This is a genomic window from Pseudomonas putida, from assembly GCF_005080685.1.
GTDB classification, from domain to species: domain Bacteria; phylum Pseudomonadota; class Gammaproteobacteria; order Pseudomonadales; family Pseudomonadaceae; genus Aquipseudomonas; species Aquipseudomonas putida_V.
Genome location: NZ_CP039371.1, coordinates 4,990,965 through 5,013,089, shown reverse-complemented (window position 1 = coordinate 5,013,089; position 22,125 = coordinate 4,990,965). Strand labels below are relative to the sequence as shown.

The window sequence follows — 22,125 nt, the reverse complement described above, 5'->3', positions numbered from 1 at the left end:
TCCTTATTGGCCTGGCAGTTGGCCGGAAAGGTTGAAGGGCCGGGTACCGGCCTGGGCGCCAGTCGCTGAATCGATGCTCGGCGCTCGTTTGGAGAAGCCGAGTGGGAAACGTTCACCTTTACGACTCAGCACCACGCCCTCCAGTGTGATCTGGTGCACTCTGTAACCATCAGGGAGCTCACTGCCCACTCCGGCGTTGAGTTCATATCCGCTGCTGTAGAGCAGGTTCGCTCGCAATCGCTGGGGGGAACCGGTGATGGCCATTACGACAGGAAGCCTGGAGGCTGGTCGTGGTGCCTCGCTCAGTGTGGTGGGCACCTGTGGAGCAGGGTGTAAACCCGTGGAGGGCAGAAAACTGTCGAGGTCGCTTCCACCTTCTGCTTCCCTTAGTGCTTTGAGACGTTCTGCCTTTGCCTTGAGCAGAATGGTTTCGCTTTGTACACGGCCAAGCTCCCCCACATTGATACCTGAGAGCGTCTCGTCGGCGGCATGGGCGGTGATCGAAGTCATTGAGGCAGAGAGGGTCAGTAAGGCAGTGAAGAGCTGCCAGAGGGGCTTATTTCGCATACAGGACTCCTATGACGGACCAGATCAGATGGTCAGCCTTGTATTCTGTGTTGATCTCCTGCAGGCGAAGCCCTTCTGTGGGGGCGCCGTTAAAGGAGTCGAAGGGCAAAATTCCGCTGCTGTAACGCAGTTCGAATTGCTTCCACTCTGGTGGCGGAGGAGGTGGCGGGGCTGGTTGGCCGGGCAACGCGGGCTGCTGCGGGACCTCAACAGGGACTTCCTTGAGATCGGGGGCCTGCAAGAAACCATTGAACCAGGACGACAATGCCGTCACCGCTTCATACGCGTCAGGAAGGGGGGTATCGCCTGTCGCGGGGGCAGAAATATTGAACCTCAAGGTGACGTTTTTGCCGTTCTCAAAAAACTCTGGCCGTTCGTGGAAGTAGTCGGTGACAGCGGAAATGAATTCGAGGGCGGTGCTGTTCCCCGTGCGCTGATAGGTCGAGAGGACCTGCTCACCATTGCATTTGGCATTAACGAACGGCCAACCCTCGATGGCCAATGGCAGTCGATACACCACACTACTGCAGGCGCGAACAAAGGCATCAACCGAGGGAAGTTTTGCCCACGGGTGCTCCAGGGCCTGAATGGGCTGCTCAGTACCGGTCTGTTCTTGTAGGCGAGCGAGCTCCTCGAGGCGCTGTTTCTCCGCTTGCAGACGCGCCAGGCGATCCAGCTCTTCCGTATGAGATTTCCAGAGCAGCCAGCCAATCACGCTACCGGCGATTAAAAGTCCTAGTACGGCGAGTTGAGCCAGTTCGGCTTTGGAAAGCCCAAATACCAGAGGGCGTAGGCGGTAGTCGCGCTTGAGGTGAGAGGGCTGTAGCAGCTCCTCGATGTCGAGAGGCTGACCACCGAGCTGGAATTCAGCAGGGAGGTATTCGTGGCTGAAATTGATGCCCTTGCTTCTCTGCTGAGCGATCCGCTTGCGCACCTCCAGTTCGGTCCCGACACGGTCACAACCAGGAATAATTGACCCATTGTGAACGGCTACAACTGCAAACTGATCTTCATCGGGACTCACGCGCCAAGCGGCAATCCAAGAGTCACCTAGTTGGCCAGCCAGGGTCGCGGCCAGCGAGTACATCCCCTTGTTGACCCCGGCAGTGCGAGAAACAAACCCTGCTTGGATAAGGCTGCTGGTCCGCCGGATAGCCACGATGTCCAGGTTCTGTTCCTGGCCGTACTTTCGGGCTTCCTTCATGTAGTTCGGAACGGATCCCAGAGGCACCCAACGCATACCGGTCACGAAAGTCCGCCCGTGGTACTTGAGGGCCTTAACGCGAGACTCTGGAGCCTTTGGGGCCTCATTGTTCATTGCGCCGCTCACTTATAAGGTCTCACAAGCGAGCAGTGGCGGCCGGCAGGCCAAGGGCGAGCTTCGGTAATCTTGGTTAGCGGCGAGGCTTTCAGCGCTGAAGTTGAACGGCTGTGAATTCAAGCTACCCAAGCTGTCGGGCAGCACAATTGGCGTGACTAGGACCACCATAGCGCTATGCGTAGTGGCGCGGGTTCGACCACCACCCAAGCCGAAGAAGCTGGCACTGCCCACACCACTTTTTTTGGCGTTCTCGCTGTCCTCATCGAAGCCGGTGATGACGAGCGTTTGGCCACTTTTCAGTTGAACTTTGGGCGCGACGTTCTTGGTGTCGTAGTCCGGAGTTTGGACGCTGGAATCGTTGCTGGTGAAGGTCTGGAACGTCGGCTTGCTGCTGATGCTGAGCGTGATCATGAGCAGCATGTTTTCTTTATCCAGGAGTTTCGGCAGCAGCATCATGTTGAATCCGCTGGTGATGGTCGCCGGTTGCAGGCTGCTGCTGGTGCCCACCGAGGCGGTCGAGGTGGTCGAGCTAGAGGCGACGTAGCCAGTTACATTGCCGATCTGGATAGGAGCTGGCTGCAGGTTCAACGTGGTGATGGACGGGGTTCGCACTTCGGCGACACGGCCCTGTTCGGAGAGGGCCTGGAGTACAGCTTTCGAGCCTGCCCATGGAGAGCTGGAGGTGTCGATGATGCTGCCAGTGGCCGACACCGCGTCGGTGCTGATCCCGGCTACCGTGTTGCTCAAGCCGAAACCCCAGTTCCCAGAGATGGACTTGTAAACGGCACTCCAGTTGACTGCGGTCTGGTCTCGGTCGTTGAACGTGACCTCATACACCTTGACGTTGAACAACACCTGCCGGGTGATGCTTCGGTTGGTGGTTTTGAGGTACGCCGAGATACGGTTCAATACCTCCGGGCGATCAGTCACAGTGAGAGTGCCGGTAGAGCGCGAAAGGGTCGCACGACCTGGAGGCTGCACGCTGAGCATGGCTTTGACATCATTCTCGATGTCGCTCATCAGTGAAGTTTTGTAGGTGGACTTCGTGCTTTGGTTACTGCCGGACTCACCGGTAGCGCCTGAGGAGGAGGACGATGAACCCGACTCACCGCTACCTGTGGATGTCAAAAGACCCGATTTGACGGTGCTCTCGATCTCCAGCTCATCCCCGAAGGTCCATACGTCGAACGTGCGTGTATCGAAGTAGGTAATTCGGGCACCTTGGAGTTGCGGGTCGAAATGCCAGGAGAGGCCGAGCTGCGAGGTGGTCTGGTTGAGCAGTCCGGATACCCGCCCTGAGAACTCGAGGCCAGTGACCAAACCGGTGGACCCTAAGCCTAAGTCGAAAGCACTCGTGGCGTTAGGCGAAGCGCCCATGACACCGTTGGGCATAAGCCCGGCCAGGCTGTCGGGGTTGGGGGTGGGTTGCTGAGTGCCGTTACCAGCTGTACGTCCAGTGGAGAGAATGGTCGGATTTACGGCGTCCGGGGCCACAATCACAGGCATGCCGGTTTGCTTGGTGATGTACTGGGCCACTTCGCTGATGGACACAGCACCGGCAGGCCGATATGCAATGGCCTGGTCCAACGAGAAGGGCAGACCACGTTTGCTCACAAGCGGTTGAGTCGATACCCAAGGCTTGTTGCTGAATACCACCGTGTCACGTGCTTGCAGGGGTTGCTGGTTCTGCAGGTACTTGTTGTATTGCCCGGCAGTGCGACCTTGTGTGTCTGCTCGATCAAAGGACTCGTTCACGCGCTGTACCGCGCAGCCCGCCAATATGGCGACCGTCAGGGGGGTAAGTGCCCAGCGAACCCAGGGGGATACGGTCATTTCTTCTTCCTCTCATCAACGTGCAACACACGCTGCGCATCGCTGCCATCGACGACGAAAGAGCGGGGAGCGTTGTCGTAAAGCGGGAACAGCTCTTTGATGGCGTCCTGGAAGGAGCCTTCGAAGCGCAGGGGAGCTTCAATCGGGTAGTCCAGGTCGTCTTGGCTCCAAATCACCGTCCAATTCGGGCTGGCCTTCTTGGCCCAGCCCTCGATGCTCTGGCGCAGGGTTGATCCAACTTCGGCCGTCCATACCTGGGGCAGCGGCCGGGATGGCTGAGCTGGTTTGACTTCGATGGCCGTGGCGACCACTGCGGTACTGGTGACGGCAGCCGCAGGCCTGGAGGCTGCCAAATTGGTCGGCGCTGTCGATGCTGGGGATGCAGGCGTCGAAGGATTAGCCGCGGCGGTTATCGTCGCAGTCGTGATAGAGCCATCCTTGGCGGGTGCCACTGGGGGGAGCACGGGAGCCACTGGCGCAGTCACTGCGACAGTGGAGGTTGTTGTGGTGATGGGGGCAGGAGCAGGAACAGCGGCGACGACAACGCCTGGCGGCGAGGCCGGGGCGGCGGAGCTGGTGGTAGGAGACTGTATGTTGTCGACGTAGAGCTGGCCCGTCGGCGCCGATGGGGTTGGCAATTGGTAGCCTGGGCGAAGGACGAAGCACACCTGACGGTTGACCTCATCGACTTTCACCTGCCAGGCCGGGCCGGCGAGGACCTGCAGGGTGTTGCGCAGAGTCATTGGACCGAGCTTGTACTGGGCTGCGGGCAGAGGTCGGGTGTACAGGATGTTGACATGCTGCGAACTGGGCGGGCAGAGGGCATAACCTGAACGGTCGATCACATAGAGCATTGCGTCCCGAACGCTGGGGTTCATGCTCGATGGGATGGTCACATCGATGATCTGTGCCATCAGGTCGCGCTGGCTCGCGTCGGGTTGGGTGCTCACCAAGGTGTAGCGGCCATACCGAACGACCGGTTCCTTCTCCGGACTAGCTCCGTTCGGGTAGATGTCCGGAGACAGCCATTCGGGATTGCGGCTGCTATCGAACGCCGGCTTCGGCGGCTGTTCAGCCTTCTGAATCGCACAACTAGCAACAAGCGCGGCGAGCGAAAGAGTGGTCAACTGCCTGATCATGAGGCCCCCTATAGTGATGGAGGACACGGTGTCAGGTAGCGGTGTTTGGCGCCGCAGAAAATGGATAACTGACCCGCCGAGAATTTTTGTAGTAGTCTCATGATGTCAAACTGACGCCTGGCAGGTATGCAGCGCTGTTGAATCAGAAGATGAAAAACGGTGGCAGGTATGAATGTTTTCGCATTGTTGGATAAACCGAGAGAGCCGATAGCGCTCACACTTGATAATTACCGCTCTAAGACACACAGAGGGGCTCCTTACTTTCAACAAATAGGGGGTAAGGTCAAAGAATTTGCCGTTTGCCCTGGATGCCAAAACCCGATTTTGATCGTCAGCAACCCCGCAACGGAAACTCACGGGGCATGCTTTTATGCGAAGCATTATAAGAATTCTGTTCGGGGTGTTGGAGAGTATAATGAGGCTAGTTATCTGGATTGCCCGTTAGCAAGTCGTGCAAGTCTTGATGAAAGCGATCGCCGCTCCTTGGTAGGAAAAGTTATAACTAATGAAGTTAAGCGGGCCATGGTCGAGGCTTTTGATTTAGTAGTGAGCTTTATAGAGGCGGACACCGGGCTGAAACTGTCAGATGAGCTGCTAGGAAAGATGCTTGACAATTTTTCCAGCAACAAAGTCTACGAATACGCGGCAATCAATATCTATAACCTACCGTATGCCTTCGCCTACCTCACCCAGCCCCAAGATATCTTTGGCTGTGGCGTTGATGAACGTATTGCTTCTGCCATTGATAAGCGTTGTACAAGTTTTTATGTGTACAACCAACGATTCGGTCGCTTCATAAAGAGGAGGCAGGGTCATCGAGGGAATTTGAGACTACAGTTTGAAGGGCATGCAGCATCGACGTTGAAAGGTGGTTCAGAGTCCATGATTATGCGCATCGTGGAGGTTCTTCCAGAAGGAGTGGGCGAGACGGTGTCTGATATTTACACGAAAACTATTTTTCTGGATAATGCGAGATTTTTTAATGTTTATAAAAAACGACAGCGTCGCATGAACTTAGCCGCGTCTAAATTGCAATCACCTATGTCCAGTGCTCCTGTTCGTCATCTGCTCTAGCGAGCTACGACGCCTTTGGCTAGCCTCCCTGCAGAGGGGGAGTCATTGTCCTCACAAGCGTCTCAAAGCATGAAGTTGTTCGCTGGTGCGGCAAGAAAGGTAGTTCGGCGAGGACTAGAACTCTCCGCGTGCGATGCCGAATGCGGTTGATTAGCTGAATTTCTACCCCTCGGGGAAAAACCGGGGCCATCCATCTAGAGAAAGAAAGCGGAGGTAGTGATGCGCGACAGTAGAGTCGCGGCGTTCGAGAACCTGATGAGATGGGCGACCTGTCTGGAGGCTGCGAACAATCGAGCCGGCTTGGAAGACCTCATTAAAATTGTTCTCCGACCCGTTCAGTCCATCCATATGCGTGAAGCATTGCTCCGGCCTCGCCATCACGGCCCTCACGCTCTGCATTGGATGAGTTCGCTAGGTGGCCTTTGGGATGGTGATGCTGAATGTGGAACATGGGCCGGATTTCTTCTCAAACACTGCCGCTGCCCGGTGGACGAATGTTCAGTGATTAGTCTGGCCAGCGACATGGTGATCCCGACTTTATGGTCGGAGAGCAGTATCCTTAACAGCCTCGGCATGATCGGTAAGGGACGGAAGAGCGGTGAGTTCATGCAGGACAAAAACCACAGCGTAACCCTGATGCGGCCCATGAACATAGTTTGGGTCAACGGCGGCAATCATTCAATTGCCCAAGGTATTCTCGGCGGGGAAGGAGAGCTGCTACCTGATGACGTTTATGACGTTACGGAGATCATCAAGGGAGTACGTTTTGATGGGGAGCTCTGGATCTGCCAAAGAACTGGCGAGAAGCTTGGCTCACCGATCTACGCGGAGTTCGGGTGGGCTTGGGAGATCGCACGGTTCCTAATCAACCTCCCAAGTAAACCCACTGGCTATCGTCCGTGAGGGGCATTAATGACCGCGAGGTATCTTTGGATCAGGCGACCGAGAAGATGGACAATATTCAGCGGATAACAGTGTTGTTCAGAGCCAGACTCTCTTCGCGAGTGGCGTGAAGAATATGCGGTGACAAAGTTTCACGAAGCTACCCGAAGGGTCCGCTAGCATGAGCTTGATCGCTTCACGCTGGTTCTGAGCTACGTCGTTACCGAAACGTACGTTCTCTTGGTCGAGCTTGACTTTATCTAACGAGATTATGCGGATATCCCGCTTCATTGCGTGTTTTTTCATGTCCGTTCCGTTGAATCATCCAATGCTGGCACGATGATAATACAAAACGGATGCTCTAGATGGAGTTCGGCTTTCCATGGCACAGGAAGGTATGGAGGTCTGATCACCCTGAAGCTACTGGTTGATGGTCGCGGCGAGCATGGCCTTGGCCAGTGCGTCCTGCTGCTCTTCTGGCTCAATGAGCTCCAAGCTGACCTGACGCTTCGCTAAGAGCATCTGCCACAGCTGCTGATCGATACTGTTCTCGACAAGAGGGATCTTCACAATCACGGTTCGGAGCTGACCATTCCGATAAGCCCGGTCTTCGGCTTGGTCCTGTTGCCCTGGTGTCCAAGGCAAACCCAGGAAGAACACGTAGTTGGCGGCGGTGAGGTTGTTCCCGGTACCGGCGGCTTGGGTGGTGCAGATGAAAACCCTGCAGTCGGGATCGCTCTGGAACTTGTCGATCGCCTTCTGGCGCTTGGTGAGCGAGTCACTGCCGACCAGGGTGACGTTTCCGATACCGGCTGCATCGCACAGCTCCTTGAGGCGCGCGACGGTAGGTTTAAACTCGCAGAACAGGATGACCTTGTCTTCGGGGTCCAGCTCGCCCAGCAGATCCATAGCGACTCTGACCTTCACCTGTTCCAGGTAATGGCGAAGCGCGCCCAGCCTGGCAAAGATGGGCCTGTCCTCGAGGCGAATGCTGTCGTACTTCTTCCGTTCCTCCACCCCCATCGCCACAGGCAGCAGCTGCCGGTGTTTTCCCTTGAGCCCGGGCAGGACATCTTTACGCCGGCGAAGCATCCAGTCGCCGAGTTCTGCGCGGAGGTTTTGCCGGAACTCTGGGCTGCCGGCAAAGCGTTCGCAGAAATCGCTGAGGGGCAACTGGCCTACCGGGTGCCCCGATAGACGTAGCAGGGTGTGCAGCTCCGTCTCGCGATTGAGGACAGGCGTGCCTGTCAGCAGATAGCGATTCGGCACTTTGGCTGCGATATCGAAGCCATGACGTGTACGCTCGGCAGTCGGTTCCTTCAACTGGTGCGCCTCGTCGACCACTAGAACGTGGTAATGCTCAGCAAGCAGCACGTAGTCGCCGAGGCGCTCGTAGTTGATCAGCATCCATTGGACCAGCGGGTCGTGCTTCTGCACAGCGACTGTCGCGTCGGGGTAGACCGCTAGGATTTCGCGCTGCCAGTTGATCAGCAACGAGGACAGGGTAACCACCAGGATCGGGCGCCCGGCTGCACTGATATGCGCCGCGATGATGGCCTGGCGCGTCTTGCCGAGGCCCATATCGTCAGCCAGCAGTGCGCTGGTGCGCTGGAGCAGGTGGGCAATGCCAGCAGGCTGGTGATCGAGGAGGGAGTAGCCAACCAGGGCCTGGGCGATCGTGGCATCCGAGAACTCGGTGCGTTCGATCGGCGAGACGGCAGCGAGGTAGATGTCGTTGGAGCTCTCCCCACCGCTGGTGGCTGTCGAGGGTTCCTGAGGAGCACCGCCCAGGCTGATGCGTGGGATGTCTGCTGCTGGAACCACAGATCCATCGCCCAGGAGCTCCTGTACAACGTCCAGGATCTCGAACTGCTCCTCCACAAGACCGAGCTCCAGCACCAGGTTGCTGCGCAGGATCTCGGTGGTGGCGTTGACTCGCCACGAGCTGGATTTGCCCAGGAACACTCCCCGCATCCGGCGGGCCACTGCAACTACTCCAGGATGATAATCTCCGGACAGCAGCACACCGCCGTCGGCGAGTGGGGCAATTCGCAGTAGCATTCCAGAGATGAAAGCGTCCCGGCGTGGGTTGGCCAGCGCGCTCTCGATCTTCTGGCGGAATGCCTGCCATGACTCAGTGACCTTGCCACCGGCCAGCTTGATCAGCTGGTGGTATACCAGGTCCAGCTCGTCGATGAGCTTGGCCTTGGGCACGCGCCAGTAGCGGCAGAGCGGGTGATCACTGCGGCGAATGAAGAACCCGCTCCGTGCGAACATGACCTTGTTTGCGCCTTCAATGTAGGGCATGAGGATGCCCATGTCGTAGCCGTCGAACACGGCGGCTTCGAGCAACACTGGTTGGCTATTGAGGAGGCGTGGCCGTTTCAATTGTCGTCCGCGCTCTTGGAATTCATCGGTACCGTCTGGTCCAGGTGGTAGGCAGGCACCCATCGGGTTAAGAGTACTGAGCCATGAAGCGACCCTCCCTGCCTACTGATTACGTACGCCGCTGGCTCTGAGCCCTTAGGCACACGTCTGCGGTCCTGCTTCCAGTAGCCAGCGGTCTTGATGTCGTCAGGTTGGAACGGCCAGCATGACTCGCCTGGCCGGGACTCATAATGAGGGACCTTCGGATTGTCCGCCTGCTCGGCCTTTAACCGATCAATGACTTTCTTGGAACGGGCCACAAGCACCTCCGGGAGGATGTGTAGTCAACACGTCATCATTCAAGGTGCGCCTGCCCGCACCCGTAAGAGCGAGCAGATTGGCAGCTGAGGGAAAGCCGCTACAGGAAAAATGGATTACCGGCTTCGAAGCATTTCACCTACATGCCCCTGGGCTTAGCCATATCAGGCTTGCCGCTCACTGTGGGGTAACTCACACGGCAGTTATTCACCTTGAACCCGGTGCATCCCCAGAAGTCGTAACCCCCATCGCCGCGCTTCTGTCGGCGCGCGAGAGGCATCCCGCACTTAGCGCAGGAGTAGCTGCCCTTGGCACCTGATGAGGATTCTGGCGACTGCGGCTTCATCGCCACTGTAGGCGCCTGTCGGAGGCTATCCAGCTCACTCTGGAGGTGCTCGTAGAACTTGGCGACAACTGGGCCGTACCTATCCTCACCGCGGGCGATTCTGTCCAGGTCCTTCTCCAGCGTGCTGGTGAACGCCAGTTCGACGAAGCTGAAGCGGCCCTCCAACTGGTCGATGGTGCTCACCCCCAACGGGCCAGGGACCAATTTGCGCTTCTCCTCAACGACCAGGCCTTTGCCGGTGATGTTCTTGATGATCGATGCAAACGTGCTGGGGCGTCCGATCCCCAGTCGCTCCAGCTCCTTGATCAGGCTTGCCTTGGTGAAGCGTGCCGGTGCCTTCGTCTTCTGGTTGAGCACCTCACCCTGAAGCACGCTGAGGATCTGTTTGGGCTCGAGCACCGGTACCGGATTCTTGGGGATGTCGGTCGACTCTTCATCCGTCTCGTCCTTCTGCAAAAGCTTCATCCAGCCGAGATAGGCGACAGTGCTGCCAGTCGCGGCGAAGCGCAGAGGCCTCTGATCCGGCCCCCTGGCCAGCAGTTTGGCCATGCGCACGTCGTAGATGGCGTCTGCGAGCTGGCTGGCCAGCGCCCTGATCCGGATGAGCTTGTACAGCGCTTGCTCTTCAGCAGACTCGCCTGCGACTTCATCCTCCCACGCGGTTGGCGCAATTGCGGGGTGACCTTCCTGGGCGCTATCTGCAACCTTGAACGTCCGGCGCTCGTCAACAACGTCGAGGCCTTGTCTGCGAGCCACTGCCTGGATATCTGGCATGGCTTCATCGGCCAAGTTGGGGTTATCCGTCCGGTGATAGGTGATCACGCCCTGCTCGTACAGCCGCTGAGCGACCTGCATGGTTTTGTCCGGGTCCCATTTCAGAGCTACGCTGGCCGCCTGCTGCAGGGTGGATGAAATGAACGGTGGGGGTGGGGGGCGCCGCTTCTTGCCGTCTTCACATGACTCGACAATAACCGCGCGCGTTGCGGCAACCCTTGCCGCGAGTGTGCCGTCCTGAAAGTAGGGGTTTTCTTTGCTCGCGAAGTCGGGGATCGGTTGCCATACGGCAGTCCAGTCCATACCGGTGGTTTCGTCCTTGAAGGTCAGCTCTACCCCGAAGTGGTGGACCACCTTGAAGTTCCTGATTTCTCGCTCGCGCAACACCACCAGGTAGAGGGCAGGTGACTGAACTCGACCAGCGGAGGTAGGTTGGCCCAGGACTCTGCGAAGCTCCTGAGTCACCAGGTAGCCCACCAGACGGTCCAGCACTCGCCGGCACTCTTGTGAGGCAACGAGTTGCCCATCGATTCTCCGTGCATTGGCCAGGCCCTCTCGTACTCTGGCTTGGGTGATCTCATTGAACGTGACTCGCTTGTACTCGCGGATCCCCAGCGCCTGCTGTATGTGCCAGGCGATACTTTCCCCCTCCCGGTCCGGGTCGGTGGCGATGTACACCTCCGTGGCGTCCTTGAGCGCTTTGCGAATGGTGCTGACGTTGCGGGCACTCTTGGGCAGGATCTCGTAGACCGGACGAAGGGTCTTCAAGACGCCGGTTGTGATCATCGTGTCGTCCTGCCCCGACTGGGGGAGATCACGGATGTGGCCACCAGATGCCACCACCACCCAGTGCTCGCCAGGGCGGATCTTCTTCATCATGGGCCCAAGCTTCTTCAGCTTGCCCGGTGCCTCGATGATCATGAGTTTCATAGGGTGCCCCTGCACAGATAAATCAGGGAGCACTCTTGCCGCCGACCGGGGACGGCACAACGCGAAATGGTCAACTGGAAGGGAGGGAATTCGGTAGGGCTCAGGCCCACGGAGGAAGGGTCAAAAACTGAGAGTGAGCTGCTGGGCGCGCTTGTACCCTTTCAGCCAGGAGGCAAGCATGGCAGGGTGCTTGTAGGGGCAGGCATATATGGGCAGCCCTTTCTCGGCGGCTTCAACCCCAGCAGCCTCTACCGCAGGATGGGGGTTATTGAACCCGCGCCTATCTGCTTTTCGCTCCTGGGGAACATCGTTCTGCATAGGATGCTCCTCATCAGCGCCTCTGTTCCTGCCGGGCACATCACGGCTCAAACGTTCTCGATACCGGAAACATCGCGACAAGGCGCTTTTTGCGGCTCCAGAAGCTCAGTTCGGCATACGTTAGCAGCTGTAGGGCGGAGATGCCTTCCGGAAATGGTATTCTGCAATGCGCCGATTTCAATCGCTCGCCTGACCTGGGCAAGCGCTGCTTGCAGCGCCCCGGAGCTTGGCGAGGCTCCTGGCCCTAGGCGGCAGGTCGTTACCGCTAGGTGATGCGTAGCATCAGACGCTACGTTTGCTTTGCCTACTTTGGCGTTTTGTCTGATGGGATTCCGTCCAGCGTGACCAGCAGCGGATCCATCTCCCTATCGACCAAAAGAGATTTGGACTCGGCGTGATTGATCCATTGCTCGAACGCTTGTCGGTGAGCTGCACATAGTTCGCGCCATCCCTGCCCATCGAGATCGCCGTATGCAACCTGCTGCATCAGCACGGCGGTCAGAGAGTCAAGGTTTCGAAGTCTTTGATACGCAAGGTAGCGTTTTTCTCTCTCTGGCATTTTCTTGGCTTCCAACATCGCAGGCCCGGTCATGGATATGGCCATTTTCTAGTGGGTGGCCTATTTGACGGTGGACTCCAGTTGCCCCAAAAAATTCCACGGATCGCACATTACGCCGTCGTCCAGCCGTAAGATAGTCGTAACGCCGGAAGACAATGCGTTCGGAGCTGTGATCACCGGGTGCCACGAAGTCAAACGAGGCTGCCTGCTCGTTCCCGTGGCCTTTCCAGAGAATTTGCATTCACGGCATGATTTCTCCAAGCAATTGGAGATGGCGGAGGTAGATTCATGCCTCCTGAGAATTCGCGAATGGCGCCTTAAAATCGCCTGCTAGGCTGTGAGCAGATTGCCACGGAGACGCTTCATCGAAAGGCGGGGAAGCTCGAAGTGACTTCCTTGTCACCAGGAGCTTCGCGATGTGGCGCGCCAAATTAAAGGGGGGCTACAGGGGGATGTCGTCGTCAAAGCCTTCGCCGTATTGGCGCATGTCTTCGGGGCTCGGCTGAGGAACGTTTTGAGCCTGGCCGCCGCTGGTCTGACTGCGCCCCTGACCTTGCTGGTGATTGGCCGGACGCTGACCATTGCCGTTCGATGCCAGGATGACCTGTTCGATACGATGCGGGAGGATCGCGATGCGGCTTGCCTCGACCTTGAGCGCCGAAACGTCTTCACCTGTTTGCTTGTCTTTCCAGGTGTCCATGATCGCCCGGCCAATGACCAGGACCCGCATGCCTTTCTGGAACAGTTCAGCAAAGCGCTCGGCATCCTGATGCCACCACTCAACGTTGGACCAGAACCCCCCACGATCCTTGAAGCCGCCCTGGCCATCAGGGATCGAGTTATCGAACATCACGTTGAGGCGCAGCATGTGCCGCGGATCTTTGTTGCCGTTGGCGAACGACCGGTGCTCGGCAGCGTTGCCGACGTTGCCTTCCCAAACTACTGGTGTACCCATGATTTGTTCCTCAGTGAGTGGACTTGGGGGTGTAGGGAGTGCGCAGAGCATTGCGGGTGATGTAGCCGAGGAGATCCCGCGCTTGCTGTGAAGTCTCGGCCAACTTGTCAGACATATGGGCTTTGAAGACTTCGCTGGTCAGCTTCTCGACGCCTTTGTCGTATAGCGAGTTGAAAAGCAGTTCGGCATCGTGTGACGAACGCAGAAGGCCGTAGAGAAGGTCTTTGGCAATGGAGGTACCAGCGACACCTGGAAGAGATTTGGCTGCGGTTCCTTCGCCGATCATCTGTCCTTGAGCAAAGGTGATTGCTTGCTCGAGCTGCTCTGGTGTCGCTTGATCCAGCGAATCGATGTTGAGGTAGTTCAACACCACATGCTCGGTAGTTGGGCGAGGTGGTTGATTGACTTCGCGTTCGCGCATGAGCTCAAGGGTCTTCAGGGCGAAGTTGAGCAGGTGCTTGTGGCTGAGGATCTCCGGTTGGTCGATGAGGACCTGCTCCATCTTGTTGAAGGCCCCGATGTAGGCCTCTTTCCACTGCGCTGCCTCCTTGCCGGTGAACCCCATGCAGAGGAACACGAAGCCGTCGCGGGTCATGCGGTAGTAGGGTTCGGGTTTGTTGTTAGAGCCTGGCCGGGTACACGGCGCAAAATTGCGCTGTGTAAATTCAGAGGAGCAATCCAGATTGGCGATGCTCCTGAGCACGTCCTTGTGTTGCTTACGGAAGTGCTTGGCTACATCCAGGCTGGTGGTGGTCGGCTTACCATCGATGATTTCGACGCTGACCTCGGTAGAGGTCTGGTTGGTGTTCAGTTGATTTGTGGTCAAGGGTACTGCTCCGTCTAGGTCTATGGGTGGTTGGAACGCTTGCGACTGGTGCTTCCGGGCTATCGCCGCAAAATTGCGCTGTGTACTTGGACACTCCTCAAAATTGCCGGCGATGAGCCGTGTCGGCCTTCATGACCTGCTGCAGTCGAGCCTGATATTCGGCCTCGGCCTGCCCCATCTTTTCTGCGCACTCGGCGGCCTGTTTGCCGATGGAATGGATGAGGCTGATCTGCATGTTCAGGGTGATTCGGTGTTGCTCTAGGGCAAACAGGTCCTGCAGCAAGTGGATTGGTGTCTTGGGGGCGTGGATCATCTGAGCCCATACGCCGACACCCATGCGCCGCTCTTGCACGCTTTGCCAGCGAAGAAAGGTTGTGCCAGCTGCCGTGTTCTGCTCGATGAGCCTGACGGGCAACAGAGCGAATGGATGTTGACGGACCTGGGCCAGCACTTCCTGGGTAAGGGTGCGCAGCCCCGCCTCCAGCGATGCGCAATGCTCCGCCAACTGGATCAGCTCCCCCTTACCTTTAAAGGGCTTTAAAAGGCCTTTTAGTGAGGCACTCTGTTGCAGTGCCTGATAGGCACCCTGTTGCAGCGGTTTGAAGGCACCCTGTTGCAGTGCGTCCGTTTGTCGGGTGTCCGAACGCATGAGCGTCATGCCTCGCCTTCGAGATCGTCATCCATATCCTCGACCGGGCCTGCGGAGCCACGGCGGATGGTCGGGGCAAAGTTCGAGCGGCGGGTGCCTTCCAGGATATCTTGGGGGATGTCGCCGTAGCGCTTGTACATCTCGCGCGCGTTTTCAGCCCGGGCATTGTTGGCGGCGAAGTCGTCACGTGATGCACCGGAGAAACGGTGGAGCTGGGCCAGCCCAAAAAGACTGCGCAGCAGGTGAGCACCTTCATCAATCCAAATCTCGCCATCGCGGCGGCCGATCATGGCAACGTGCTGAGCCAGCAGGATGCGACGGACGACTTCGTCGTACTGCGTCAGTAGATGGACGCCCTTGAAGCCCAGCGGGTTGGAGATGAAGAGCGGCAGCTTCAGTGGCTGGATGGAGAGGTTCTCACTGATTTCGAGCGCCTTGGGCAACTGGGCCATCACTTCATCCAGGCGGCTGTCGATGGCCTTCAGGGCATCGTCCACTTCCTGGATCTTCTCTTCGATCCTGATCATCCACCAGTCCGAGTATGGGTCGTCCTGGGCCGCGCCACGGTCGATCTGGTTGATCTTGAGGCAGAAGCCCGCCAGCCCGAGGATGCTGTGTTTGTCATCGGTCTTCTGGCGTCCCAGCCAGATTCGGGCAGCATGGTGGGTGTGGAGAGTCAGCTGGACCTGGCTCCTGAGGGAGCCGATGTTGAGCTGATAGTTGTCAGCCATGGACATGGTTTCCTTATATAAGGTGGGTGAACGATGGCCATGCTGCTTTCAGGCTGTTGGGTGCGCAGTAATAAATGAAGAACCCGGGGTGCTGGATTTGTGCTGGTCGGTTCACACCCTCCTGGTGATGCGGGCCGCATCACTGCCAGGTCGTTCCGGTGGCACCACTCGACTTGGCGCCGGCAGCCAGGTCGATGAATGGTTTGGGCCGCAATACTGCAGGGTGATTCCAGTGGAATCATCAGTTTGTCCGTCGGCGTCGGTCGCCTGGCCTGAGTGGTGTGGGCCGCAACACTGGAAGGTGATTTCAGTGGAACAATCCGGTTGGCGGGCGGCACCGCCGGTGGCTAGGTTAGTGAATGATGTAAGCCTCATCACTGTAGTGGGCCATTGGCATCGTTCGGTGGTCATCGACGTTGCGTCGGTGAGTGATGCGGGCCGAACTGATGCCGGTGTCAGCTCAGCGAAGTGGTGTGACCCACACCACTTTGGGGTGTTGCCGGTAGCGACGCTATGCTTGGCCGGCAGTGCCGGTGCTCGCTTGGCGAAGTGGTGTGGCCCACACCACTTTGGGCTGTTGCCGGTGGCAACTCTATGCTTGGCCGGCAGCGCCGGTGTCAGCTCGGCGAAGTGGTGTGGCCCACACCACTTTGGGCTGTTGCCGGTGGCAACACTATGCTCGGCCCGCAGCGCCGGTGCTAGCTTGGCGAAGTGGTGTGGCCCACACCACTTTGGGGTGTTGCCGGTGGCAACACTATGCTCGTCCCGCAGCGCCGGTGCTAGCTTGGCGAAGTGGTGTGGCCCACACCACTTTGGGCTGTTGCCGGTGGCAACTCTATGCTTGGCCGGCAGCGCCGGTGTCAGCTCGGCGAAATGGTGTGGCCCACACCACTTTGGGGTGTTGCCGGTGGCAACTCTATGCTTGGCCGGCAGCGCCGGTGTCAGCTCGGCGAAATGGTGTGGCCCACACCACTTTGGGGTGTTGCCGGTGGCAACTCTATGCTTGGCCGGCAGCGCCGGTGTCAGCTCGGCGAAGTGGTGTGGCCCACACCACTTTGGGGTGTTGCCGGTGGCAACACTATGCTCGGCCCGCAGCGCCGGTGCTAGCTTGGCGAAGTGGTGTGGCCCACACCACTTTGGGCTGTTGCCGGTGGCAACTCTATGCTTGGCCGGCAGCGCCGGTGTCAGCTCGGCGAAATGGTGTGGCCCACACCACTTTGGGGTGTTGCCGGTGGCCACACTATGCTCGGCCCGCAGCGCCGGTGCTAGCTTGGCGAAGTGGTGTGGCCCACACCACTTTGAACTGTTGCCAGTGGCAACACTCACCTGGCCGTCGACACCGGTGATCTGATCGGCAGGTGATGCAGGCCACAACACTCTGCGCGATTCCGTGGAGCCACCGGTCTGGCCTTGACCAGTGTCCAGGTTGGTGGGGCTTGTGAATCCCCTCAGTGGAGGGCTCAGCACAGGGGAACGGTGCTGGCTCCATGATAGGCTTGGTTTTCGTACTACGACCTGAGCGACTGGTTCGATATGAAAAAACTGATTGTTTGGTTTCTGCTTACTTTGCTATTTGCAGTGGTGGTGTTGACTACTCAGGTGGCGAAGCTGAGTTCTATTAGAGATAATTTTGTAATTAAATTTCTTCTTTCGTGAAGATGCATCTATAGGGGGAGATGATCGTTATGAATAATAGGAATAGCTGCGCTGTCACTGTCAGTGCGGTTACAGCCATAGATGCACCTGTCAAGAAAGGAAAGGCATGTATGTCAGTTGTGATGTGTATTAGCGCTAGGTATTGTGATTCGTGAGTGCGCATACTTATCGAGCAGAAGATAAGGGCCAGCACCCATGTCGCAATGGCTCTAGATACATTTCTAATGTTGCGAATTTGGATTATTTGCGGAATCAATCTCCGGTTGAGGGAGTTGGTGATGGAGATGGCTAGTATATTTACTGACAGACATACAGACCACTGCAACCAGAACGCCTGTTGCAGCTCGATTTCGGCCCAGTGGGTGATTGCCAGCGAAACAGCACTAAGCAGCAGGAAGAAGTAGAACGGGTGCTGGAGTGGTTTTAGCGATATAGCACCTAAGAACGGTGCAATTTTGTTCTGGCGAGTTTTCATGTCATGTTCCAATGAGTGGGTTTGTATAAGGCCGATGGCTGACTAGTAAAATGCAGTGGCGCTGGCGAGAAAGGGCAATGTCACCATGAGCGACAACCCGGCGCAGCCGATCTGTTCGATCCAGAGTTCTGCTCGGGATGTTTTGGGCAGTTGGGGGCGGGATCTTTATCGAGGTCCAGTCCAAGCAACTCACGGGCATCACGCCATTGGTGCTCGAGAAGGGTCGGCAGCCAGCAGGCGACCCAGGAACACAGGCGGCCAACCAGCATGCCCAACGCGATGGAGCCAAGTCCCAGAGTGATCTCAGAACTCATCCAATTACTCATCGATGGGCTCCGCGCGGCGACGTGGGTCAAGCATGGCCTGGAGCGAGGCGAGTGCAGAGTTCGCTGTCTGCATCGTGGTCGCTGTCGGTGCTGGCTCATGAGCGATGGGCTGGATCGGGCGTGCAACAGTCCGTGCTGCTGGTGGCGTTGGCGTCGGAGTGGTAGCGGGAGCGGAAGGGCTCCACTCTGCGTTGAAGTCGCCTCGGATGGCCTTGCCAGCAAGGGTTGTCAGGTATGCAAGGGGCTTGGCCACACTTCCGGTTGCGCAGCGATGCTTCCACTGGTTGATCACCGCCTCTCGAACATGCTCCGGTACCGGCCCCATGATTTCTCGTGCCTTCACACGGTCCTCTGGCTTGAGAAGATCCAGGGCAAGCAACCAATTCACACCTGCACTCTCGCGTGGTTGTACAAAGCTTTTAGATACAGACTTGTCTGTATTTGTATACGTACTAGCTGAGTTCGGATTCCGAACTGAGGGTGTACTCAGCGGTTTTAGCCTGAGTTCGGATTCCGAACTGAGGGGCAGGTCCCCCTGTTTCGCTGAGTTCGCGCTGAGTTCGGAATCCGAACTCAGTCCTTCCGAGGCTAAATCTTGCTGAGTTCGGATTCCGAACTCAGGGGCGGGCAGCGCATTTTGCTTGGTCTCTACAGCCCAGGACTGGGCATTCAGCCGATCGCTAATCGTGTCAATGCGCGAGGGAAGTCGTCGGCCCACGTCGGGATCGCTGGTGAATTCGCGCCAGGTGATCGCCGCGATGTCCTTGATCGCTTTGTTCTGATGCTCCATGGATTGCATCAGCAAGGTCATGTAGTCCTTGTCGAACTCCAGGGCCTCTGCCGGTGTTACAGGCTCGTCGTGGAGCAGATAGACATTCCCCTGCACCTGTCCGTTGATCTCATTGCGGACTGTCCTACCCAAGCTCAACCATCGAGTTAGACGGAGCACGGTCAAGGCTTTTGCCACGGTTTCTCTAGAGGCATGTTTCCCTGGGTTCATGCCCAGGTATGGCCGTAGCTGGTCATAGGTGGGGAAGGCTGTGATGCCATCTTCATTGACAAGTAATCGGAAGACTTGCCAGCAATTGCGTTCCAAGGGGGTCAGTCGATTGTCGAGCAGGAGCTTACGCGGGACCGTTTCATGCGGATTACCGCTGAATATGATCCCGGAGTAGGGTGTAGCAGGTGCAGCAGTAGGGGCGGTGTCCTCAGCTCTCTTCTTCTGTACATGGGCCTCGAGTTGCCCCGAGGCCGAATCTAGGAGCGTGGAAATCGGGAACCGTGTGAATTTCATTTTCTATGTTCGCCTTCTCCAAAGTGGGCAGAGGCGGGGTAGCTCTCTTCGACACGGCGTATGCCACCCTCCTCCAGCAGAGTGAGTTGTCGACGCTCAGGTACTCGGGATTTTTCCTTGCTGCCTGGGTACAGACCTTGTTCGATCCACTGAGTGATACGAGACCAGATCTGCGCAAGCGTTAAGCCATCTGTGCTCAGCTCTTCAGCAACCAGCATGGCAACGTCGAGCATGGCCAGGCTGTCCTCGAGTTCCACTCGGTTTTCATCCATCAACTTGGTCCAGCGGTGCCAAATATGATGATCTTGATCTTCGGAAAGCTCGGGCCACCGTCCGCGCGGAGCTCGAACTCCAATAACGGTACGCTGCAGTGCGATCTCTTGAGGTGTGAGCCCGAAGAACTTGTTGAGCAAGCTGGTAGTGGCCCCCAGGCGAATTGCCCGCTCAATAAGACGTGTCTCCTCTTCTGAGCGCGCAGCCCCGGTTAGAAGCTTGAGGATCATCGAGCTGTTGATAGACACGTTGACCCAACTGACCGGTGTGTTGCGGAGCAAGCTGAGGACTGTTGGGTGCTGGATCTGGCCCAGCACCTCAGGTTCAACCCCCATTTCTACACAACGCTGGAGTTGACCATTGCGCATCAGGTCAAGAAGCTGCGACAGAACTGCTTCGTTAAGTGTTGACTTGGACATTGAGACTCCCTCCCATTCATCTCATCAAGTGTTCAGTTGTCCTGGACTGGTGAGGACCGTTTGAACTCTTCGATTTCCAAGTCGATCAGCCGTCGAGCCAGCCGAATGATGCGGAACAGTTTGACCAGCGCACCGTCGCTCAAACGGCCTTCGTCACCTGGTGCCTGCTTAGCACCTAGAGGTTGACCCAGCAGTAGTTGGCCGAGGCCGGCTGCAAATTCAAACTCGGCTAATGCGCTGGCTGGGTCCGGCTGTTCGTTCAGCATGTTCAGAGCAATCGCCATGGCACCGCTCAGTGACTGAAGCAGTGTCAAGGTATGTTGGGCTGTGGCAGTGATCTCAACGTCAGTCTCCGGCTGCTTGTACTTGAAACCAATTCCACCATTGATTGCTTGGATATCACCTGGGCCGTTGACGGACTCGAGTATCTCCACCGCCAGCTGCGCTACCTGGTTGCGCAACTCAGTAGGCTCGTCAATTTGGCGCTCGATGTACCAAAGGTCTGTGATGGGGTGCAGCCCACCGGCCTGGACAGGGATCGCGACTAAGCAGTTCGAGTTGAAGTCGGGCAGCGTCTCACCACTGAGTGCGGCCAGCTTCGCTTTTGTCTCGATTACCCGCTGGCTGAGGTTCGCAGGAGAGGCAATATGTTCTCCAATCCTTGCCTGCTGTTCCTCAGGGGTGAGCAAGGTGCCCAGCGCCGGACCAGCTGGAGGGGGGGGTGCAGATTCGGGGTTCTGCGACCCTCCGGTATCTCCAACCGCCTGGCGTGGTGGGGGAGGTGTTGAGTCTCCACCAGGACCTGGAGGAGGGGGAGTAGTAGCTGGAGCAACTGCAGGCAGCTCAACCACCGGCGTTGAGCGACGAAGTCTGTCCTGCTGCTGAGTGATCTCCAGCAGAATGTCTTCATAGCCCAGCGGCAGCGATTTCTTCATCGTGCCGATGAGCTCGTCCTGGAAACGCTGGAACAGAAACTCTTCTGCCTCGCCTTCGAACTGGGCAAGGACGTCCTGGAACAGCATTTCGAAGTCGACGCCATCTCCGCTGTAATGTTTAATCCAGCAGGCGAACGCAGATTTCCGCAGGGCTAAGATTTTAGTGATGCGATCATAACCAAGGCCTGAGTACAACAAACCAGGGGCCGCCGGCAGTAAGTACTGCAAAGCATCAAGCATCCTACTAATGTGCGAATGTGAAACTGGATATCCGTCTTTCGTCAGTCGTCGGGAAAGCTCTCGAATACCAATTTCTTGTCCGTCTTCAACTTCATACAGTGCTTTTGCCTTACCCACACCCACGGCACGTTCGATGAATTTGAGCTCACCTTTCAGATCCTCGGCCAGGTGGCCGGTGAGCATAATGATCTCGCCTCGGACCTGGTCCCAAGGGCGGAACAGCACGTGGAGTCGCTGATACTGTGGGTCGTTGGTCTCTTGGAACAGCTCCTTCAAGATCGAAATGCGAGTATTGCCACCGTTGCGGATGCGATACTTTTCTTCACCTGGTCGACGTGTTACAGGCGGGGGAGTGTCGAGGCCGCGGTTGCGTATCGACTCCTTGAGTTCATCGTACCGAGGGTTTCGGGTGGTACGAGGGTTGTCCTCCCATGGGAGGACCTCGTCGATGCTCAGGACGAGTGGGGTATCAGCGATAGGGTCGCTCATGGCAGCGGGGGAGCCTGTAGGGCTGAAGCCTGGCGCCAGGAGCTTGGCTTTGAGGTCTGTGGCGGCCATATCAAGCTCCTACCGCAGCAACGTGGGACAGAGCCAGGGGTGTTTGCTTCCGGATCAAGTGCAACACCTCTTGGATATCGTCCTGTGTAGGAACGGCGTTCTGCAGCAGACGATCGATGATCCGGTATGCGCGGCTCAGCTCGGATTGCAAATCCTCTGCGTTGGCGCCGTCGCCCATGGCTTTCTCCGCCGGTTTAAATTGGCCGTTGAGTAGCGACTGCTCGAGGCGATCAATGATTTCGCTGTTCATGGAACGATGATTCTTGCGGGCGACTTCCGCCACTTGTTCACGCATGCCGTCCGGCAGGCGAACCACGAACTTGTCAGCGGTACGGGAATTGGTTGCGCTCATGGTGGTTC

20 protein-coding genes are annotated in these 22,125 nt (G+C 57.4%); 2 read left to right on the top strand and 18 right to left on the bottom strand.

Features of this window, described 5'->3' with window-relative positions; translation table 11 throughout:
• Nucleotides 1–3: 3 nt before the first annotated feature.
• From pilP to E6B08_RS23220, 4 genes are all read right to left on the bottom strand, one after another.
• Nucleotides 4–567 (bottom strand): type IV pilus biogenesis protein PilP, encoded by a 564-nt coding sequence (gene pilP / locus E6B08_RS23235; protein ID WP_136916160.1) that lies wholly within the window; start codon nucleotides 565–567, stop codon nucleotides 4–6.
• Entirely contained in the window at nucleotides 557–1,807 is a 1,251-nt protein-coding gene (pilO2, locus tag E6B08_RS23230; protein ID WP_238349365.1) for a type 4b pilus protein PilO2, read from the bottom strand. Before pilO2 ends, pilP begins: the two co-directional genes overlap by 11 nt.
• Before the next feature lie 90 nt (nucleotides 1,808–1,897).
• Nucleotides 1,898–3,721, bottom strand: a complete 1,824-nt coding sequence (locus E6B08_RS23225; RefSeq protein WP_136916158.1) for a PilN family type IVB pilus formation outer membrane protein — start codon at nucleotides 3,719–3,721, stop codon at nucleotides 1,898–1,900.
• On the bottom strand, nucleotides 3,718–4,860 hold the full coding sequence (locus E6B08_RS23220; protein WP_136916157.1) for a TcpQ domain-containing protein: 1,143 nt from the start codon (nucleotides 4,858–4,860) through the stop codon (nucleotides 3,718–3,720). Before E6B08_RS23220 ends, E6B08_RS23225 begins: the two co-directional genes overlap by 4 nt.
• A 168-nt stretch (nucleotides 4,861–5,028) precedes the next feature.
• On the opposite strand from E6B08_RS23220, the gene E6B08_RS30895 reads away from it, so the two are divergent.
• Nucleotides 5,029–5,934: a hypothetical protein gene (locus E6B08_RS30895; protein WP_192938584.1), complete on the top strand. Its 906-nt coding sequence runs from the start codon at nucleotides 5,029–5,031 to the stop codon at nucleotides 5,932–5,934.
• 219 nt (nucleotides 5,935–6,153) lie between these two features.
• Nucleotides 6,154–6,837, top strand: coding sequence for a DUF6710 family protein (locus E6B08_RS23210; protein WP_136916156.1), 684 nt, complete (start codon nucleotides 6,154–6,156; stop codon nucleotides 6,835–6,837).
• 78 nt (nucleotides 6,838–6,915) lie between these two features.
• On the opposite strand, the gene E6B08_RS23205 is transcribed toward E6B08_RS23210, so the two are convergent.
• The 14 genes from E6B08_RS23205 to E6B08_RS23135 form a co-directional block, all read right to left on the bottom strand.
• Nucleotides 6,916–7,122, bottom strand: a complete 207-nt coding sequence (locus E6B08_RS23205) for a hypothetical protein (RefSeq protein WP_136916155.1) — start codon at nucleotides 7,120–7,122, stop codon at nucleotides 6,916–6,918.
• Between the two features lie 114 nt (nucleotides 7,123–7,236).
• The gene (locus E6B08_RS23200) at nucleotides 7,237–9,204 is read right to left on the bottom strand and encodes a DEAD/DEAH box helicase (protein WP_136916154.1); all 1,968 of its coding nucleotides are present in this window, start codon (nucleotides 9,202–9,204) and stop codon (nucleotides 7,237–7,239) included.
• A 436-nt stretch (nucleotides 9,205–9,640) separates the two neighbouring features.
• Nucleotides 9,641–11,551 (bottom strand): type IA DNA topoisomerase, encoded by a 1,911-nt coding sequence (locus tag E6B08_RS23190; RefSeq protein ID WP_136916153.1) that lies wholly within the window; start codon nucleotides 11,549–11,551, stop codon nucleotides 9,641–9,643.
• A 120-nt stretch (nucleotides 11,552–11,671) separates the two neighbouring features.
• Complete coding sequence (locus E6B08_RS23185) at nucleotides 11,672–11,869, bottom strand: CrpP family ICE-associated protein (RefSeq protein ID WP_136916152.1); 198 nt, start codon at nucleotides 11,867–11,869, stop codon at nucleotides 11,672–11,674.
• 304 nt (nucleotides 11,870–12,173) lie between these two features.
• Nucleotides 12,174–12,461 (bottom strand): hypothetical protein, encoded by a 288-nt coding sequence (locus E6B08_RS23180; RefSeq protein ID WP_136916151.1) that lies wholly within the window; start codon nucleotides 12,459–12,461, stop codon nucleotides 12,174–12,176.
• Nucleotides 12,462–12,870: 409 nt separating this feature from the next.
• Entirely contained in the window at nucleotides 12,871–13,383 is a 513-nt protein-coding gene (locus tag E6B08_RS23175) for a single-stranded DNA-binding protein (RefSeq protein ID WP_136916150.1), read from the bottom strand.
• Between the two features lie 10 nt (nucleotides 13,384–13,393).
• Entirely contained in the window at nucleotides 13,394–14,209 is an 816-nt protein-coding gene (locus E6B08_RS23170; RefSeq protein ID WP_136916149.1) for a Rha family transcriptional regulator, read from the bottom strand.
• 97 nt (nucleotides 14,210–14,306) lie between these two features.
• Nucleotides 14,307–14,867: a DUF3158 family protein gene (locus E6B08_RS23165; RefSeq protein ID WP_136916148.1), complete on the bottom strand. Its 561-nt coding sequence runs from the start codon at nucleotides 14,865–14,867 to the stop codon at nucleotides 14,307–14,309.
• Nucleotides 14,864–15,589, bottom strand: a complete 726-nt coding sequence (locus E6B08_RS23160; RefSeq protein WP_136916147.1) for a PFL_4669 family integrating conjugative element protein — start codon at nucleotides 15,587–15,589, stop codon at nucleotides 14,864–14,866. The genes E6B08_RS23165 and E6B08_RS23160 overlap by 4 nt, the downstream gene beginning before the upstream one ends.
• A gap of 1,636 nt (nucleotides 15,590–17,225) precedes the next feature.
• The gene (locus E6B08_RS23155; RefSeq protein WP_136916146.1) at nucleotides 17,226–17,720 is read right to left on the bottom strand and encodes a hypothetical protein; all 495 of its coding nucleotides are present in this window, start codon (nucleotides 17,718–17,720) and stop codon (nucleotides 17,226–17,228) included.
• 318 nt (nucleotides 17,721–18,038) lie between these two features.
• Complete coding sequence (locus tag E6B08_RS23150; RefSeq protein ID WP_136916145.1) at nucleotides 18,039–19,340, bottom strand: STY4528 family pathogenicity island replication protein; 1,302 nt, start codon at nucleotides 19,338–19,340, stop codon at nucleotides 18,039–18,041.
• Nucleotides 19,337–20,032, bottom strand: coding sequence for a DUF2857 domain-containing protein (locus tag E6B08_RS23145; protein ID WP_136916144.1), 696 nt, complete (start codon nucleotides 20,030–20,032; stop codon nucleotides 19,337–19,339). Before E6B08_RS23145 ends, E6B08_RS23150 begins: the two co-directional genes overlap by 4 nt.
• A gap of 32 nt (nucleotides 20,033–20,064) precedes the next feature.
• On the bottom strand, nucleotides 20,065–21,765 hold the full coding sequence (locus E6B08_RS23140) for a ParB family protein (protein ID WP_136916143.1): 1,701 nt from the start codon (nucleotides 21,763–21,765) through the stop codon (nucleotides 20,065–20,067).
• Nucleotide 21,766: 1 nt separating this feature from the next.
• Nucleotides 21,767–22,117 (bottom strand): Arc family DNA-binding protein, encoded by a 351-nt coding sequence (locus tag E6B08_RS23135; RefSeq protein WP_136916142.1) that lies wholly within the window; start codon nucleotides 22,115–22,117, stop codon nucleotides 21,767–21,769.
• Nucleotides 22,118–22,125 lie beyond the last annotated feature (8 nt).